Source organism: Marilutibacter maris (genome assembly GCF_006546735.2).
In the GTDB taxonomy this organism is placed as follows: Bacteria; Pseudomonadota; Gammaproteobacteria; order Xanthomonadales; family Xanthomonadaceae; genus Marilutibacter; species Marilutibacter maris.
In genome coordinates, this window is record NZ_VICD02000163.1 from 1 (window position 1) to 15606 (window position 15606).

A 15606-nucleotide genomic window follows, 5' to 3' on the forward strand; every position below is an offset into this window, starting at 1 on the left:
AAGAAGGCCGCCAAGAAGACCGTGCGCAAGGCCGCCGCCAAGAAGACCGCGAAGAAGGCGGCCAAGAAGACGGTGAAGAAGGCCGCCAAGAAGACGGCCCGCAAGGCCGCCACCAAGAAGACCGCGAAGAAGGCGGCCAAGAAGACGGTGAAGAAGGCCGCCAAGAAGACGGTCAAGAAGGCCGCCAAGAAGGCCACCAAGAAGAGCGCCAAGAAGCCGGCACGCAAGACCGCCAAGCGCGCCGCCAAGAAGGCGGCACCGGCCGCCATGCCGGCCACCCCGGCGCCGATGATCTAAGCAGTCCCGATACCGCAGTACGCTGTCATCCGACTCTCTCCCCGCAGCCCAGGCGGGGAGAGAGTTTTTTCATTGGAGCGTGCGCAAGGCGTTTGCGGTCACGCGACGACCTTTACGCCATGCCGAGAGGCGTCGTCGCGAACTGGGATGGCGCGCGATCGCGCCAGGGGCTCAGTGCGTTGTCGCCGCGTGAGCGTCGCCCTTGCCCGAGTACGCGGTCTCGTCGATGTCGATGTCGAGCCAGCGGTGCGGTGGCAGCCCCAGCGCGCTGTCGATGATGGTCGGCATCAGTCCCGAGGGCAGGCCGCTTTCCGAGTTCCACATCACCACCACGCCCAGATCGCGCTGCGGCAACAGCGCGATCATGCCGCGGTATCCCTGCACCGCGCCGCCGTGGTAGATCATCCGCTGCCCGGCATAGTCGTACACGCGCCAGCCCAGCGCATAGCCCGCAGACGACAGGCGTTCCCGGCGCCATGAGCTGCGCATCTCGCCGGGGGTGTCGACCAACGGCTCGTGCAGGGTCGCCAGCAGCGGCGCCGAGATCACGTCCGGCCGGTGTCCGGTCTGGGCGATCAGCCACTGCGCCATGTCGCTGGCGCTGGCGTTGACGCCGGCGGCGGGCGGGAGCTGGTAGTAGGTCGGCTTCGGCGAAACCGAAACCCAGCCGCCACGGGTACGCACGTGCGGACGCGCCCAGCTCGGACTGCCCTCGATGCCTTCCAGGCCGAGGCTGGCGTCGTTCATGCCCAGCGGCTTGAACAGGCGTCGCTGTACCTCCTGGCTGTAGAACTTGCCGGTCGCGGCGAACACGACATCGCCGATCAGGCTGAAGGCGACGTTCTGGTATGCGTAGCAGGTGCCGGGCTCGCACTTGAGCGGGGCATCGGACAGCCGTCGCGCCAGGGTCCGGTAGTCGACGTAGCGTTCCAGGTCGCGGTCGTAGGTGTTGTACGGCAGGCCGAGACGATGGCTGAGCAGATCGGCCACGGTCACCTGCCCGGTCGCGTTGGCGTCCTTGAGCTGGAAGTCGGGCAGGTACTGGTTGACCTTGCTGTCCCAGCGCAGGGTGCCGTCGTTGATCAGCAGCCCGGCCATCGTCGAGGCGAAACCCTTCGACAGCGATGCCAGCCTGAACACGGTGTGGCCGTCGACCGGCGCCGCGTTCTGCATGTCGGTGACGCCGTAGCCGCGCGCGCTGAGCACCCTGCCGTCGTGGACGATCGCCACCGCAAGGGCGGGCACGCGGTTGTCGGCGGCCAGGTGCTGGGCCATCGCCTCGAAGCGGGCGACATCGAAGCCGGGTGGAAGCGGCGTGGCGGTGGTCGTCGAGACGGTGTTGCCGGCGGCGGGTCGGCCCGGATCCAGGGGCGGGGGTGTCTGGGCGGTGGAGCCGAGGGCGAGGGGCAGCAGGACGGCCAGTGCCGCCAAACGCCCGGGAGTGCGGGACCGGATGGTCGCCTTGTCTTTCATCGTGCGCAGCGCCTGCGTATGCTGGGTCGCATTCGATTCTAGCGCCGACCCCATGCGGGGGTTCAAGCACCAAGGGGAGACACGATCATGCTGGGTTTATTGATAGTGCTGGGCCTGGTGGTCCTGTTCGCGCTGTGGGCGGTGGGCATCTACAACGGGCTGGTGATGGCCCGCAACGCCTACAAGAACGCGTTCGCCCAGATCGATGTCCAGTTGCAGCGCCGCTTCGACCTGATTCCGAACCTGGTGGAGACCGCCAAGGCCTACCTGGCCCATGAGCGCGGAACCCTGGAAGCGGTGACCGCGGCCCGCAACGCCGCGCAATCGGGCCTGGCCGCGGCCAAGGCGGCACCGGGCGATCCGGCCGCGATGGCCGAGCTGGCGCGTACCCAGGGCGCGCTCGACGGCGCGCTCAGCCGGCTGCTGGTCACCGTGGAAGCCTATCCCGAGCTCAAGGCCAGCCAGAACATGATGCAGCTGACCGAGGAGCTGACCAGCACCGAGAACAAGGTCGCGTTCGCGCGTCAGGCCTACAACGACAGCGTGATGGCCTACAACAACAAGCGCGAGGTGTTCCCGTCGAGCGTGGTCGCGGGGATGTTCAATTTCGCTCCGGCCGCGTTGCTCGACATCCCGGCGGACCGCGCGGAGGTGCGCGAGGCGCCGAAGGTGCAGTTCTGATCGCAGGACCGAGCGCACGAAGCGCGCGGCCGGGGGCGGAACGGCCGCGCCCCGGGCCGAAGCCCCCGCTCCCGGTTCTCGGCCCGGCGGCCTTCACCCATGAATTTCTTCGAGTGAACTTCTTCGAGTGAATTTCTTCGAGTGAATTTCTTTGAACACCAGGCGGCGGCGCGCCGCCATTCGTTCCGCCTGATCGTGCTGTTCGGCCTGGCCGTGCTCGGCATCGTGCTCGCCGTCGACCTGGCGGTCGCCGTGGTCGCCGGCCCGGACCCGGGGCCGATCCTGCTCGCGTCGGTGGCGACCCTGGCGGTGATCGGCCTCGGTTCGCTGTTCCGGATCGCCAGCCTCGGCGGCGGTGGCGAGCCGGTCGCGCAGCAATTGGGTGGCGTGCCGGTGCCGGAAGATACCCAGGATCTGAACCTGCGGCGCCTGCGCAACGTGGTCGAGGAGATCGCGATCGCGTCCGGCGTGCCGGTGCCGAAGATCTACGTGCTCGAGCACGAAGCGGCGATCAACGCGTTCGCGGCCGGCTACACCACGTCCGACGCGGTGATCGCGGTGACCCGAGGCGCCCTGGAGCGGCTCAATCGCGACGAACTCCAGGGCGTGATCGCGCATGAGTTCAGCCACATCCTCAACGGCGACATGCGTCTGAACATCCGCCTGATCGGCGTGCTGTTCGGGATCATGATGATCTCGTTGATCGGTCGCAAGGTGCTCACCCACGGACACTATGCCGGACGCCGCGGTGCCGTGGCGGTGATCGCTGCGGCGCTGGTGGCGATGGCGATCGGTGGCATCGGCCTGTTCTTCGGCAGGATGATCAAGGCCGGGGTCAGTCGCAGCCGCGAGCGTCTGGCCGACGCCTCGGCCGTCCAGTTCACCCGCCAGACCACGGGCCTGGCCGGCGCGCTGAAGAAGATCGGCGGCCTGCACGACGGTTCGCGGCTGGCCGCGCGCGGCGAGGCGGAGGAGGTCAGCCACATGCTGTTCGGCGACGGCGTCGGCCTGAGCGGCTGGTTCGCGACCCACCCGTCGCTGGTCGAGCGGATCCAGGCGCTGGAACCGGACTTTCGTCCGGAACAGCTGGAAGCCTTGTCGCAGCGCTGGGTGGCGGCGCCGCCCAACGGGCTGGAGGAGGACGTGCAGATGGGCCTGGCGCCGGCGGGACCGCCGCCGCTGCCGGGGGCCGGCGGCGAGCAGCGGATCGCGCCGCGGGAGGTGGTCGATCAGGTCGCTCATCCGGGTGCCGACGACTATCTGCGTGCCGATGCGATCGTCGCGGCGATGCCGGAGGCCTTGCGCGAGATCGCGCGCCAGCGCGACCGGGTGGTCCCGCTGCTGCTGGGCCTGTTGATGGACACCCGCCCGGAGATCGCCGGAAAGCAGGTCGAGGAGATCTCGACGCGGCTCGGCCGGGTGATCGCCGAGCAGGCCCGTCACCTTCGCCAGACCGTGCTGCACGACCTGCATCCGATGCTGAGACTGCCGTTGGCGGCGATGGCGTTCCCGGTACTGCGGCTGCGCCCGCGGCCCGAGCTGGATGGGTTCCTGGATGCGGCCAATGCGATGGTCTATGCCGACGGCCAGGTCAGCCTGTTCGAGTACTGCCTGGCGCGCCTGCTCGCGGTGCAGGTGCGCGAGTCGCTGGACCCATCGCGCTATCTGCGGATGGGGCGGCGCAAGGCGACCGGCGTGCGCCACGAGTTCGCGACCCTGCTCGCGGTGGTCGCGCAGGCCGGCCACGCCGACGAGGCGGCCGCGAAACGCGCCTACCTCGCCGGGCTGAACCGGGTGCTGCCGCGCGATCACCTGCCGTATGCGCCGCCGGCTTCCGGCGTGGTCGCGCTGGACGAGGTATGGGAGCCGCTCGATGCCCTGGACCCGTTGGCCAAGCAGGTGCTGATCGAGGCGATCACCGACGCGATCGGCCACGATGGCCGGGTCAGCGTCGCCGAGGCGGAGCTGCTGCGGACCATCTGCGGCGTGTTGCACTGTCCGCTGCCGCCGATGCTCGGCCAGCATTGAAGCCAGGGGCGCCGCACTTCCCATAGGGACGGGGCCTTCCGGCGAAGGCCTTGTCGCGGCTCACGCCGCTCCTACGCCAGGGAACGAATCGCGCGGCAGGGGTGCGGGAACATCCCGGCCTACACCGCTCCCACGGCGTCGACGCGCGGATCACGGACTTCGTTGCGTTTGCGTCCGGCGATCAGGTCGGCGGCGCGCTCGGCGATCATGATCGTCGGCGCGTTGGTGTTGCCGCCGGGCAGGCGCGGCATCACCGAAGCGTCGATCACCCGCAGGCCGTCGACGCCGCGCACGCGCAGATCCGGGTCGACCACCGCGTCGGCGTCGCGGCCCATCCGGCAGGTGCCGATCGGGTGATAGATGCTCTCGGCCTTGGCACGGACGAAGGCCGCAAGGCCGGCGTCGTCGAGGTCGTCGCGGTCCGGGAAGATCGGGGCGCCGCGGTAGCGGTCGAACGAGGGCTGGGCGAGCACGTCGCGCGACAGTCGCGCGCATTCGACCATCATCCGCATGTCGAAGCCGTCGGCGTCGCCGAGATAGTTCGCCTCGATTCGCACCTTGTCGGCGGCACGGTCGCTGACCAGGCTCAGGCGTCCGCGGCTGCGCGGGCGCAGGAAGCAGGCGTGCACGGTGAAACCGTCGCCGGGCAGGCGGTTGCGGCCGTGATCGTCGAGCAGGGCGGGGACGAAGTGAAGCTGGACATCGGCGCGCGCATCCGGCGCCAGCGGCGAACGGACGAAGGCGCCGGCCTCGGCGACATTGCTGCTGCCGACGCCGCTGTGGCCACGCAGGTAGTAGTCGAAGGCGATGCGCAGGTCGCTGACGCGATCGTAGGTGATCGGCTGCGTGCACTGTCGCAGGGTGCAGATGTCGAGGTGGTCCTGCAGATTCTCGCCGACCTGCGCTGCGTCGACGAGCACCTCGATGCCATGCCGGCGCAGCTGCGCGGCCGGACCGATGCCCGACAGCATCAGCGTCTGCGGCGAGTTCAGCGCGCCGCCGCACAGCAGCACCTCGCCCGAGCAGGGTTGGTGGAAGGCGCGGCCGCCGACGTTGTAGGTCACTCCGTTGGCGCGCGGCGTGCCGCCGCGGCCGGGCTCGAAGGTGATCCGGGACACCATCGCGCCGGTCACGATCTCCAGGTTGTCGCGCGGCCTCGCCGGATCCAGATAGGCGACCGCGCTGGAGCAGCGGGCGCCTTGCTTCTGGGTGACCTGGTAGAGGCCGAAGCCTTCCTGGGTCGGGCCGCTGAAGTCGTCGTTGCGCGGGTAGCCGGCCTGCGTTCCGGCCTCGATGAAGGCATGCGAGAGCGGATTGCTGTGGCGCAGCTCGGACACGTGCAGCGGGCCGGCGTCGCCGTGCAGGGCGTCGCCGCCGCGCTGGTTGTGTTCGGCGCGGCGGAAGTAGGGCAGCACGTTGTCCCAGTGCCAGCCGTCGGCGCCGAGCGCCGCCCACTCGTCGTAGTCGCCGGGGACGCCGCGGGTGTAGCACATCGCATTGATCGAGCTGGAACCGCCCAGGACCTTGCCGCGTGGCCACCACAGCGTGCGACCGTCGAGCTGCGGTTCCGGCGCGGTGTAGTAATCCCAGTTCAGGCGCTTGATCCCGACCAGCTTGGCGATGCCGGCCGGCATGTGGATGAAGGGATGGCGGTCGCGCGGTCCGGCTTCCAGCAGCAGCACGCGCACGTCCGGGTCCTCCGACAACCGGTTGGCGAGTACGCAGCCGGCCGAACCGGCACCGATGATGATGTAGTCGTACACAGGCGGACCCACGGAATGACCCTTCGACCGTAAGCAGGCCGATTAGAGCAAATGCTCGTGGCGGGGCGTATTGGAATGCCGACGACGGTGCGCATTCCGGGGCGGCGGCGTCGATACCGGACACGCGAGGCTGATAGCATCGGCCCGCCGCCCGTGCGGTCCGCCCCATCCATGTCAGCAGGCACCCGATGACCGAAGCCGTCCCGTCAGGGCATCGCACACGCAATGACGCGGCGAAGGGCTGGCGCCGTTTCCGCGCGGAGCTGGCGGAGTCGCCGCCGCTGTGGTGGGCGATGCTGTATTTCTTCAGCCTGCTGTGCGGCTACTACGTGCTGCGGCCGATGCGCGATGCGATGGGCGCTTCCGGCGACGCGATGGCGGTGTTCCCGCCCGCCCTGCTGGCCTGGGCGGCCGGCCATGGCATCGACCTGCAGGACTACACCCTGCAGACCCTGTTCACCGGCACCTTCGTGGTCATGGTGCTGCTGCAGCCGATCTACGGCGCCCTGGTGGCGCACTTCCCGCGGCGGGTGTTCCTGCCGGTGGTCTATCTGTTCTTCATCGCCTGCCTGCTGGGCTTCTACTGGATCTTCCATCACACGGTGCCCGGTCGTGGCGGCCTGTTCTTCATCTGGGTCGCGGTGTTCAACATGTTCGCGGTCACCGTGTTCTGGAGCTTCATGGCCGATGTGTTCGACAACGACCATGCCAAGCGCTTCTACGGCTACATCGGCGCCGGCGGCACCCTCGGCGCGCTGGCGGGACCCGCGCTGACCACCGCCCTGGTCGGCCGGCTGGGCGTGGCCAACCTGCTGCTGGTGTCGGCCGGCTTCCTGGCCCTGTGCCTGCTGTGCATCCTGAGGCTGCGACCGTGGGCGATCCGGCGCGAGCGTATGCATCACGACGCCAGTGGCGAGCGCGCGATGGGCGGATCGATCATCGCCGGCCTGCGCCTGGTCTGGTCGCGTCCACTGTTGCGCGCACTGGCGCTGCTGCTGTTCTTCGGTGTCGGTGTCGGCACCCTGCTGTACAACGAGCAGGCGGCGATCGTGAAGGCGTTCTATCCGGATCCGCGCGATGCGACCCGCTACTATTCGCTGATCGACGGCTCGGTGAACGCGCTGACCCTGCTGATCCAGCTGCTGCTGACACGCTGGCTGTTGCGGCGCTACGGGGTGGCCCCGGCGCTGCTGATTCCGGCCTTTGCGATCCTCGCCGGCTACGCCCTGCTGGCGATGTCGCCGCTGCCGCTGCTGGTGGCGGTGACCCAGGTCGCGACCCGCGCCGGCGAGTTCTCGCTGGGCAAGCCCGGTCGCGAGACCCTCTATACCCGGGTCGACCGAGAGTCGCGCTACAAGGCCAAGGCGGTGATCGATACCGTGGTCTATCGGGGTGCCGACCTGACCTTCGTCTGGGTGCACAAGGCGCTGGCCGTGTTCGGCAGCCGGGTGGTGTTCGTGGCCGGCATCGGCGTGGCCGCCGGCCTGGCGATGGCGGCGTGGCGGGTGGTCCGCGCGCAGCGCGGCCTGCCCGAGGACGGGCTGGCCGACGCCGGAGGCAGCGGCGACCGCGACGCCGGATGACCAATGGCCGATGGCCGCGCCCGCCCATGCGGTCACAGTCTGGGACGGAAACGGTACATGGCAGGGAGGTGGGCGATGTCGGTCGGAAGACGTGAAGTGTTGCTGGGAGGGTTGGGCGCCGCGATGGCGATGGCCCTGCCGGGTTGCGGCGCGATGATGCGCGGAGCGGCCGCCGAGGCCGAGGCGGCGCCGCGCGAAGACGCCGGTGGCGGCCTGCGTATCCTGGTGATGGGCGGTACCGGCTTTCTCGGTCCGCATTTCGTCGAGGCGGCACGGGCCCGCGGTCACCGGCTGACCCTGTTCAACCGCGGCAAGACCAACCCCGAACGCTTCAGCGGGGCGGAGTACGCCGACGTCGAGCAGCTCCACGGCGATCGCAAGAGCGATCTGTCGGCGCTCGACGCCGGCCAGCGCTGGGACGTGGTGCTCGACACCTCGGCCTATGTCCCCGCCGATGTGACCCGTTCCACGCGGCTGCTTGCGCCGCGGACCGGCCAGTATCTGGTGGTGTCGACGGTGTCGGTGTATGCGCGCAACGACCTGCCCGGCATGGACGAGGACGGCGCCCTGATCGAGCTGCCGGACCCGACCGTCACCGAGGTCAACGGCGAAACCTACGGCGGGCTCAAGGCCCTGTGCGAGCGCGCGGCCGAGGCTGAGATGCCGGGGCGGACCACGATCGTGCGTCCGGGCCTGATCGTCGGTCCGGGCGATACCACCGACCGTTTCACCTACTGGCCGGCGCGGGCCGACCGCGGCGGCGAGATTCTCGCCCCCGGCCGCCCCGACGGGCCGACCCAGTTCATCGACGTGCGCGACCTGGCCGCATTCCTCCTGCACCTGCTGGAGCAGCGCACGGTCGGCACCTTCAACGCCGACGCTCCGGCCGGTGCGCTGACGATGGGCCGGCTGCTGGAGACCTGCCAGCAGGTCGCGCGGCGGATGAACGTGATGAACTGCATCACCACGCCGTGTCCGCAGCCGCCCGGGGCCAGCTCGACGCTGACCTGGGTGCCGGCCGATTTCCTCGAACGGCACGAGGTCCAGCCCTGGCGCGACATGCCGGCCTGGATCCCGGCCGAAGGCGAGTACGCCGGGTTCGGGCATACCTCCAGCGCACGCGCGCAGGCAGCCGGGCTTGGCTATCGCCCGCTCGAGGACACCGTGCGCGACACCCTCGCCTGGTGGCGCGAGCAGCCCGCCGAGCGGCGCGCCAAGCCGCGTGCCGGACTCGATGCCGCGCGGGAGCGGGAGGTGCTTGCGGCATGGCATCGGGAACGGACTGGATAGCGCGCGCGCCGGCGCGGACATCGGCGGTCGCGCTTGCGATCGCCGCGGCCGCGCTCGCTGCCGCCATGGCGGCGCAGGCCTCGCCACGGGTGGAACGGCGAGTCGGCCATTATCCGATCGACGGCCAGTCGCGCGCCGCCTGGGTGGCGCAGATGCGTGCGAAAGGGCCGGTGGATCCGGTCAGCGGGCGACGCTACAGCGGCTATACGGAATGGCAGGTCACCTGGTCGTGGCAGAGTTGGCCACTCGGGGATGGGCAGTGCCGGATCGCCTACTGGGATGTGGCGGTGGACATCACGATCACCTTGCCGGAATGGCGCGGGCGCGTCGGTGCCGGTTCCATGCTGGTATCGCAATGGGACCGGTTCCTGGCCGACCTGAACGTGCACGAGGCGGTGCACGCGGGCCACGGCGAGCAGGCTGCGGCGGAGATCGAGCGCATGTTCCAGGCGCTGCCGCAACGGCTGCCCTGCAATGGGTCGCGCAGGGACATCGATCGCGCCGCGCGCGAGATCATCGCCGACTTCAGGCGCCGCGACCGCGAGTTCGACCGCCGCACCCGCCACGGCATCCTGCCCTGACCCGGCGGCCGCCGGCTATGCCCTCGCCGGCTTCGGCGACACCCACATCGTGATCCGGGCGCTGAACACCGCCTCGCCGGCGTCGTTGCCGACCTCGACCACGACCGGCAGTTCGTAGCCGGCGTCGGCGGCTTCGATCGGACGCTCCGGCGTCGCCACCGCGTGCATGCGGCCGCGCGCCTTCGCCAGGTAGGCGACGCTCATGCCCTTGGGGATCCAGCGCATGCCGCGCGGCAGGCTGGCATCGAGCATCACCCCGCCGGCCAGCTCGGCCAGGTTGCACAGTGCGATCGCGTGGACGGTGCCGATGTGGTTGTGGACCGCGCGGCGGTCGCGCATCCGCACCTCGCAGCGTCCGGGCTCCAGCACCTGGAACCGCGGGGCGATCGTCGAGAAGTAGGGTGCCTTGAGGCAGACCGCGCGCGAGAACAGCCAGCGCCCCGCGGGCCAGCGGGTCATGCGGCGCCAGGTGGCCAGCAGCGGCGCGACGTATCCGGTATCGCTCATGCATGTCTCCCGCGGATGCGAAGACGGCGGGTTGCCCCGCCGTCTTCCTGGTCCCGTCGTTCGCCGTCAGGCGGCGTCGCGCCGGGCGGCTTCGATGCGGTCGCTGTAGTAGCCCGCCGAGCGCAGCTCCCAGGCCTCGAAGTCGTCGACCGAGATCGCGTCGATGGTCATCTCGCGCAGGGCCTCGAGCTGCTTGCGCTCCTCGGCGGTGATCCAGCCTTCGCGGACCCCCTCGTCGAGCTGGGCGGCGAAGTCCAGCGCCTCGATGTCGCTGTTCTTCAGTGCCTTCAGGAACTTGCGCTCGACCGGTTCGGCCAGCACCACCTGCGGCAGGTAGCTGGCGATGCGACCGGCCGGGTTGTTCGCGCAGGGGGTCAGGAAGATGCCGCGGGCAAGGCGGTCGCGGGCATCGTTGGGCGACATCAGCAGGGCCGCGGTCTTGTGGCCGAGGCGGTCGCTCGGCGCCTGCGCGCGGCGGCCCCACGGGAACACCAGCATCCACAGCAGCCAGCCGACCGGACGGATCGGGAAGTTGCGCAGCGCCGACGACAGCGCGATCTCCATCTTGTGCACGCTGTTGTGGAACGACCAGGCCAGCAGCGGCTGGTCGGACGCCGGGCGGCCCTCGTCCTCGTAGCGCTTGAGCATCGCGCTGGCGATGTACAGGTGGCTGAGCACGTCGCCGAGGCGGCCGGACAGCGATTCCTTGAACTTCAGCTTGCCGCCCAGCAGCAGCATCGAGGTGTCGGCCATCAGCGCCAGCGCCGCCGAGTAGCGGTTGAGCTTGCGGTAGTAGCGGCGGGTGTAGGTATCGCCCGGGGCGCTGCCGATGCGTGCGCCGGTCAGGCCGAACCACCAGCTGCGCACCGCGTTGGAGATCGCGAAGCCGATGTGGCCGAACAGGTTGCGGTCGAACTCGCGCAGGCGCTCGCCCGGATCGGGCAGGGTCGCGGCCTTCATTTCCTTCAGCACCCACGGGTGGCAGAGGATCGCGCCCTGGCCGAAGATCATCAGCGAGCGGGTCATGATGTTCGCGCCTTCCACGGTGATCGCGATCGGCGAGGCCTGCCAGCCGCGGCCGAGGTAGTTCTTCGGTCCGAGGATGATGCCCTTGCCGCCGTGGATGTCCATCGCATCCTTGGCCGCCTCGCGGCCCATCTCGGTGCAGTGGTATTTGGAGATCGTCGACGGCACCGCCGGCAGCTCGCCGCGCGCGACCGCCGCCGCCGAGGCCTCCGACAAGGCGCTGGCGGCGTAGGCGTTGCCGGCGATCCGCGCCAGCGCCTCCTCGACGCCCTCGAAGCGGCCGATCGACAGGCCGAACTGCTTGCGGATGCGGGCGTAGGCGCCGGTCACCACCGCCGCCATCTTGGCGCCGCCGCTGGCGGTCGAGGGCAGGGTGATCGAGCGGCCGATCGACAGGCATTCCACCAGCATCTGCCAGCCCTTGCCGGCATAGGCCTCGCCACCGATCAGCTGGCTCAGCGGGATGAAGACCTCCTTGCCGTGGATCGGGCCGTTCTGGAACGGCGAGTTCAGCGGGAAGTGGCGGCGGCCGATCTCGACCCCGTCGGTGTCGCGCGGCACCAGCGCCAGGGTGATGCCGATGTCGCGCTTGTCGCCGATCAGGCCGTCCGGGTCGTACATGCGGAAGGCCAGACCGATCAGGCTGGCGACCGGCGCCAGGGTGATGTAGCGCTTGTCGAAGGTCAGTTTCACGCCGACCACGCGGGCGCCGTTCCAGTCGCCCATGCAGACGATGCCGTAGTCGGGGATCGAGGTCGCGTCCGAGCCGGCCCAGGGGCCGGTCAGGCCGAAGCAGGGCACCTCGCGGCCGTCGGCCAGGCGCGGCAGGTAATAGTCCTTCTGCTCCTGGGTGCCGTAGTGCATCAGCAGCTCGGCCGGGCCCAGCGAGTTGGGCACGCCCACCGTCGAGCTGACCACGCTGGACACCGCGGCCAGCTTCTGGATCACCTTGTGGTTGGCCAGCGCGGTGAAGCCCAGGCCGCCGTATTCCTTCGGCACGATCATGCCGAAGAACTTGTTCTTCTTGATGAAGTCCCACAGTTCCGGCGGCAGGTCGGCGCGGACGTGGGTGATCTCCCAGTCGTTGACCATCGCGCACAGTTCCTCGACCGGGCCGTCGAGGAAGGCCTGCTCGTCCTCGCGCAGGGTCGGCTTGGGCTGGCTCAGCAGCGCGTTCCAGTCGGGCTTGCCGGAGAACAGTTCGCCCTCGAAGCCGACCGTGCCGGCCTCCAGCGCGACCCGCTCGGTCTCCGACAGCGGCGGCAGGATCCTGGTGTAGAACTTCAGCAACGGCGCGGTGATCAGCGGCAGGCGGATCGCCGGAAGCAGCAGCGGGATCGCGGCCAATGCCAGCAGCGCGCCGGCGACGATGCTGGCGACCGTGCTGGCGCCCAGCAGCCAGGCGGCGACCAGGGCGGTCGCGCCGATCGCGACCCATACCGCCAGCCGCAGCCGGTGATAGGCCGCTGCCAGACTGACGACCAGCAGGACAAGGAAGGGGATCGCGATGCTCATGGCGACACTCCGGAAAACGTGTGCGACAACGACGGAAGGACGGACCGCGCGCTTCCTGTCGGGACGGCCGGAAGGCCGTTTCCGGCCATCCTGCCGGTTTCGCTGCGAAGGTACGGTGACCTGGCAGGAACGACGCCGGCTGCATCAGGCCAGGCATGCCGGATGCGGACGCTGGAGTCGCGCGGTGTTAACATACGCTTGAGTATGGTTTGCGTCTCCGGCGCCTGTCAAGGCGCCTGTCAACGCGCCTGTCAACCAGCGCCGCTTGTCCGCATACTGTCCCCCACCCATCCGTATGGTTACACTTGTCACCATGACCGCCACCCGGATCGATCCCGTCCCATCGAAGCCCGAGCGGAGTGGGCGCCTGAGCGCCGACGACTGGGCCCAGGCCGCGCTCGACCTGATCGCCGAGCAGGGCGTGGCCGCGGTCGCGGTCGAGCCGCTCGCGCGCCGCCTCGGCGTGACCAAGGGCAGCTTCTACTGGCATTTCCCCTCGCGCGATGCGCTGCTGGTCGCGGCGCTGGAGCGCTGGGAGAAGTTCGAACAGGAAGAAGTGTTCGGCCAGCTCGAGCCGATCCCCGACCCGCGCCAGCGCCTGCGCGCGCTGTTCAGCGTGGTCGCGCACGAGGTCAAATCGCACATCGTCTATTCCGAGCTGCTCAAGGCGCTGGACCACCCGGCCGTGCAGCCGGTGATCGGCCGTGTGTCCGACCGTCGCCTGGAGTACCTGACCGCGTCGTTCCGCCAGGTCGGGCTCAGTCGCACCGATGCGCGATACCGCGCGCAACTGCTGTACGCCGCCTATGTCGGATTCCTGCAGCTGAACCTGCAGCTGCACCAGACCCGGATGCAGCACGAGGAGTTCGAGGCCTACGTCGAACACATGATGGACACGTTGATTCCCTCGGCCTGATTGTTGCGACCGGTTTCCGCGGCCCGATCGCCCCGCGCATCGTCGCCGTTCGTCCGCGTGACCGTCCAGGCCGGCCGCATCGCCTTTTCCAATCCGTCTCACCCAGATGTACGTCCCGGAGCAATGCCGTGAATGCCCTTTCCTCTGACGCGTCGAAATCCGCCATCCACCCGTCCGCTGAAGGCAGCTCGCTGGCCGCGCTGAACCAATGGGTGGCCGAGGTCGCCGCGCTGACCCGCCCCGATGCGATCCACTGGTGCGACGGCAGCGACGAGGAGAGCGAGGCGCTGATCGCGCAGATGCAGGCCGACGGCACCCTGCTGCCGCTGAACGCGGAGACCAACCCCGGTAGCTGGCTGCACCGCTCGCATCCCGACGACGTCGCCCGCGTCGAGCACCTGACCTTCGTCTGCACCCGCGAGCAGGCCGATGCCGGTCCGAACAATCACTGGATGGCCCCGGACGAGGCGCACGCCAAGGTCGATGCGCTGTTCGACGGTTGCATGCGCGGCCGCACCCTGTACGTGATCCCGTACTGCATGGGCCCGATCGACTCGCCGCTGTCGCGTTGCGGCGTGGAGATCACCGACAGTCCCTACGTGGTCGCCAACATGCGGCTGATGACCCGGATGGGCGCCGATGCGCTGGCCCGCATCGAGCGCGAGGGGGCGTTCGTCAAGGGACTGCACTCGATCGGCGAACTCGACCCCGAGCGTCGCTTCATCATGCACTTCCCCGAGGAGCTGACGATCAAGTCGTACGGTTCCGGCTACGGCGGCAACGCGCTGCTGGGCAAGAAGTGCCATGCGCTGCGCATCGCCTCCTTCCAGGCCCGCAACGAGGGTTGGCTGGCCGAGCACATGCTGATCGTCGGCATCGAGAATCCGCAGGGCGAGACCCATTACGTCGCCGCCGCGTTTCCGTCGGCCTGCGGCAAGACCAACCTGGCGATGCTGATCCCGCCGGAAGGCTACCGCCGCGACGGCTGGAAGGTGTGGACGGTCGGCGACGACATCTGCTGGATGCGCCCGGGTGCCGACGGCCGTCTCTACGCGATCAATCCGGAAGCCGGCTACTTCGGCGTCGCGCCGGGCACCTCGGCGAAGTCCAACCCGAACGCGCTGGACACCATCCGAAAGAACACCATCTTCACCAATGTCGGCCTGACCGCCGACGAGCAGCCGTGGTGGGAGGGCCTGGACAACGGCCAGCAGCCGGCCACCGACTGGCGCGGCAACGCCTACGATCCGGACCAGGGACCGGCCGCGCATCCGAACGCGCGTTTCACCGTCAGCGCGAAGCAGTGCCCGAGCTGGTCGCCGATGGCCGAGGACCCGCAGGGCGTGCCGATCAGTGCGATCGTGTTCGGCGGGCGCCGCGCCTCGCTGGTGCCGCTGGTGTTCGAGGCCCGCGACTGGACCCACGGTGTGCTGGTCGGCGCCGCGATGGGCTCGGAAACCACCGCCGCCGCCACTGGCGCGGTCGGGGTGATGCGCCGCGACCCGATGGCGATGAAGCCGTTCTGCGGCTACAACTTCGCCGACTACTTCGGCCACTGGCTGTCGTTCGACAAGACCGGCGCGAAGCTGCCGAAGGTCTTCCACGTCAACTGGTTCCGCAAGGGCGACGACGGCAAGTTCCTGTGGCCGGGCTTCGGCGACAACCTGCGGGTGCTGGAGTGGATGATCGGCCGCGTCAAGGGCGAGGCCGGCGGCGTCGAGACGCCGATCGGCCATCTGCCGACCGCCGACGCGCTCAACCTCGACGGGGTCACCCTGTCCGAGGAAGCGAAGGCCAAGCTGTTCGGCTTCGAGCGGACCGGCTGGAAGGCCGAGTTCGACAGCATCGGCGAGTACCTGGATGGCTACGGTCCGCGCATGCCGCAGGCGTTGAGGGACGAGCAGCAGCGTATCGCCGGCCTGCTGGCCGACTGAATGCGGGGGGCG

The 15606-nt window shown here is 69.4% G+C and carries 12 protein-coding genes; 8 read left to right on the plus strand and 4 right to left on the minus strand.

Annotation, left to right across the window (positions count from 1 at the left end; genetic code table 11):
* A partial coding sequence (locus FKV24_RS09885) for a hypothetical protein (RefSeq protein ID WP_211371839.1) occupies nt 1-297 on the plus strand: 297 nt, incomplete at its 5' end.
* A 171-nt stretch (nt 298-468) separates the two neighbouring features.
* Here FKV24_RS09885 and FKV24_RS09890 read toward each other — a convergent pair.
* Entirely contained in the window at nt 469-1770 is a 1302-nt protein-coding gene (locus FKV24_RS09890; RefSeq protein ID WP_141482257.1) for a serine hydrolase domain-containing protein, read from the minus strand.
* 90 nt (nt 1771-1860) lie between these two features.
* On the opposite strand from FKV24_RS09890, the gene FKV24_RS09895 reads away from it, so the two are divergent.
* Entirely contained in the window at nt 1861-2451 is a 591-nt protein-coding gene (locus FKV24_RS09895) for a LemA family protein (protein ID WP_190238665.1), read from the plus strand.
* 141 nt (nt 2452-2592) lie between these two features.
* Entirely contained in the window at nt 2593-4479 is a 1887-nt protein-coding gene (locus FKV24_RS09900) for a M48 family metallopeptidase (protein WP_141482258.1), read from the plus strand.
* Between the two features lie 119 nt (nt 4480-4598).
* On the opposite strand, the gene FKV24_RS09905 is transcribed toward FKV24_RS09900, so the two are convergent.
* A complete protein-coding gene (locus FKV24_RS09905; RefSeq protein WP_141482273.1) occupies nt 4599-6242 on the minus strand; it encodes a GMC family oxidoreductase in 1644 nt (547 codons plus the stop codon).
* 293 nt (nt 6243-6535) lie between these two features.
* Here FKV24_RS09905 and FKV24_RS09910 point away from each other — a divergent pair, with 293 nt between their 5' ends.
* The 3 genes from FKV24_RS09910 (at nt 6536) to FKV24_RS09920 (ending at nt 9696) form a co-directional block, all read left to right on the plus strand.
* Nucleotides 6536-7825 carry an NTP/NDP exchange transporter gene (locus FKV24_RS09910; RefSeq protein ID WP_425481614.1) on the plus strand — a complete coding sequence of 430 codons (1290 nt, stop codon included), beginning with the start codon at nt 6536-6538 and terminating at the stop codon, nt 7823-7825.
* A 75-nt stretch (nt 7826-7900) separates the two neighbouring features.
* Complete coding sequence (locus FKV24_RS09915) at nt 7901-9115, plus strand: NAD-dependent epimerase/dehydratase family protein (RefSeq protein ID WP_141482260.1); 1215 nt, start codon at nt 7901-7903, stop codon at nt 9113-9115.
* Nucleotides 9116-9180: 65 nt separating this feature from the next.
* Nucleotides 9181-9696, plus strand: coding sequence for a DUF922 domain-containing protein (locus FKV24_RS09920; protein WP_170288270.1), 516 nt, complete (start codon nt 9181-9183; stop codon nt 9694-9696).
* A gap of 15 nt (nt 9697-9711) precedes the next feature.
* Here the strand turns inward: FKV24_RS09920 and FKV24_RS09925 are convergent, their stop codons facing one another.
* Nucleotides 9712-10203, minus strand: a complete 492-nt coding sequence (locus tag FKV24_RS09925) for a hotdog fold domain-containing protein (RefSeq protein ID WP_141482262.1) — start codon at nt 10201-10203, stop codon at nt 9712-9714.
* A 66-nt stretch (nt 10204-10269) separates the two neighbouring features.
* Nucleotides 10270-12744 carry an acyl-CoA dehydrogenase gene (locus FKV24_RS09930; protein WP_141482263.1) on the minus strand — a complete coding sequence of 825 codons (2475 nt, stop codon included), beginning with the start codon at nt 12742-12744 and terminating at the stop codon, nt 10270-10272.
* Nucleotides 12745-13057: 313 nt separating this feature from the next.
* On the opposite strand from FKV24_RS09930, the gene FKV24_RS09935 reads away from it, so the two are divergent.
* Together FKV24_RS09935 and FKV24_RS09940 are read left to right on the plus strand one after the other, a co-directional pair.
* Complete coding sequence (locus FKV24_RS09935) at nt 13058-13660, plus strand: TetR/AcrR family transcriptional regulator (RefSeq protein ID WP_111267300.1); 603 nt, start codon at nt 13058-13060, stop codon at nt 13658-13660.
* A gap of 128 nt (nt 13661-13788) precedes the next feature.
* A complete protein-coding gene (locus FKV24_RS09940; protein WP_249040983.1) occupies nt 13789-15594 on the plus strand; it encodes a phosphoenolpyruvate carboxykinase (GTP) in 1806 nt (601 codons plus the stop codon).
* Nucleotides 15595-15606: the final 12 nt, after the last annotated feature.

Excerpts from the sequence above, each read along its gene's own strand:
- FKV24_RS09890 (WP_141482257.1), bottom strand. The coding sequence starts at position 1,770 with ATGAAAGACAAGGCGACCATCCGGTCCCGCACTCCCGGGCGTTTGGCG.
- FKV24_RS09910 (WP_425481614.1), top strand. The coding sequence starts at position 6,536 with ATGCTGTATTTCTTCAGCCTGCTGTGCGGCTACTACGTGCTGCGGCCG.
- FKV24_RS09915 (WP_141482260.1), top strand. The coding sequence starts at position 7,901 with ATGTCGGTCGGAAGACGTGAAGTGTTGCTGGGAGGGTTGGGCGCCGCG.
- FKV24_RS09920 (WP_170288270.1), top strand. The coding sequence starts at position 9,181 with ATGGCGGCGCAGGCCTCGCCACGGGTGGAACGGCGAGTCGGCCATTAT.
- FKV24_RS09925 (WP_141482262.1), bottom strand. The coding sequence starts at position 10,203 with ATGAGCGATACCGGATACGTCGCGCCGCTGCTGGCCACCTGGCGCCGC.
- FKV24_RS09930 (WP_141482263.1), bottom strand. The coding sequence starts at position 12,744 with ATGAGCATCGCGATCCCCTTCCTTGTCCTGCTGGTCGTCAGTCTGGCA.
- FKV24_RS09935 (WP_111267300.1), top strand. The coding sequence starts at position 13,058 with ATGACCGCCACCCGGATCGATCCCGTCCCATCGAAGCCCGAGCGGAGT.